This is a genomic window from Streptomyces durocortorensis (genome assembly GCF_016901035.1).
GTDB classification, from domain to species: domain Bacteria; phylum Actinomycetota; class Actinomycetes; order Streptomycetales; family Streptomycetaceae; genus Streptomyces; species Streptomyces durocortorensis.
The window spans coordinates 15,309-17,055 of the sequence record NZ_JAFEUF010000160.1; the positions used below are offsets into that span (position 1 = coordinate 15,309).

Here is a 1,747-nt window from a genome sequence, read left to right on the forward strand (position 1 = left end):
GTGGTTGGGGGGGGTGGGGGGGGGGGGCGCCCCCCCCGCCGTGTCTCCCCCGCCGCCCGGGGGGCCCCCGGCGCGCGCCCGGGCGGCCCGCCCCGGGCCCGGGGGGGGGGGGGGCGGGCCCCCCCCCGCCGCGCGGGCCGCCGCCGCCACCGCGGCGGGCGGCGACAAGGTGGCGAAGCTGCCGATCAGTTCGTACTCGGAGCTGGTGGTCGACTCCGTCCACGAGCGCCTGTACATCAGTGACGACCGCCGCAGCCGCACGGGCGGCGAGGTGCAGGTCTACGACTTCGCCGGTACGAAGGTGGGCGTGCTGCCCACGGACAGCTCGCCGACCGGTATGGCCCTGAGCGCGGACGCCTCCACGCTCCACGTCTCCCAGTCCAACGGCATCCTCGCGTTCGACACCGCAACCGCGCAGCGCACCGCACTGGTCCGTGCCCACTACTCCGTGGAGTGCCCGCGTGACGTGGCCTTCGCCGGCGGGCGCCAGTGGTACGCCGAGACGGCGGCCACCGGCGACTGCGACAACAGGAACACCCGGCTCTTCGGGGTGGACGGCACCACCGCGGTCAGCACCGAATGGAACGACACGGGGCGGCTGAGGCTGACGGAGGGCCCCGGGGCGCCCGACCGGCTCGTCATGGGCCAGTCCCGCGGCAACGGTGTCGCCGACCCCTTCCTCACCGTCTTCGACACGAGCGGCAGCACCCTGGTGCGCGGGCCCCAGCGGCGGTTCGCCGGCGCGGAGGGCCAGGGCGCCCTGCACCTGAGGGACCTCGCGCTCTCCGCCGACGGGAAGCGGATCGCCGTCGCCGACGGGTCTGCCGGAACCCGGCTGCTGAACACCTCCGACCTGTCCGACGCGCCGGTCCCCTACCAGCCGTTGCCCGAGGGGGCGACGGCGACGGCGGTCGCCTTCGGGGGTGACGGGAAGTACGTCGCGCGGGGCGCCGCGGCCTCCGGGGGCACCGCCGACCTGCTGGTGCAGCCGGCGGACCCGGCCGACCGCACCACCCCGGTGGAGTTCGCCTTCGAGGGCGCTCTCCAGGGCGATCTGGTCGCCTCCCGCGGCCTGGGCTGGTCCCAGGACGGGACGCGGCTCTTCGCGGTCACGAGCAACGTCTACGGCAACGAGTTCTGGCTGCACGTCATCCAGCCCCCCGCCGTCCAGTACGACGCCCGCTTCACCGGCTCCCCGACCACCACGCCGAAGCAGCCCGTCGTCGGCGAACCGCTCGGCATCCGGGGCCGCCTGGAGCTGGACGGACCCGCGCCCGCCGGGCCGGCGAAGGTGTCGGCGGTGCGCCACGACGCCCGGGGCGACCGTGCGGTGCCCGCCGTCGAGGTCGAGGCGGACGGTACGTTCACCCTCCTGGACGTGCCGTCTTCCGTGGGGGAGGCCACTTACACCCTCTCCTTCACCGGAAGCCTCGTTCACCGGCCCGCCGAGGACATCACGGTCGGTGTCACGGTCGCCAAGGCTCCGACCGCCATCACGCTGAGCGCTCCGGCGGAGGCGACGAAGGGGGAGGGGCTGGAGATCACCGGCAGGCTGACGGCGCAGGGCCGCGGCCTCCCGGCCGGTGTCACCCTCGCCGTGCAGCGGACCGACAAGAAGGGCTCCGGCATCCTGACGTGGGGGGGGGGGGGGGGGGGGGGCCCCCCCCCGGGGCCCCCCCCCCCCCCCCCCCCCCCCCCCCCCCCCCCGCGCGCCCGGGCAGGGGCGGGCAGCCCCGCCCCCCCCACC

1 protein-coding gene is annotated in these 1,747 nt (G+C 76.7%); it reads left to right on the plus strand.

All coding sequences use genetic code 11. From position 1 onward, the window contains the following. Positions 1-169: 169 nt before the first annotated feature. Positions 170-1,747 (plus strand): WD40 repeat domain-containing protein (locus tag JS521_RS25025; RefSeq protein ID WP_205085193.1); only part of this gene is annotated, 1,578 nt, incomplete at its 3' end.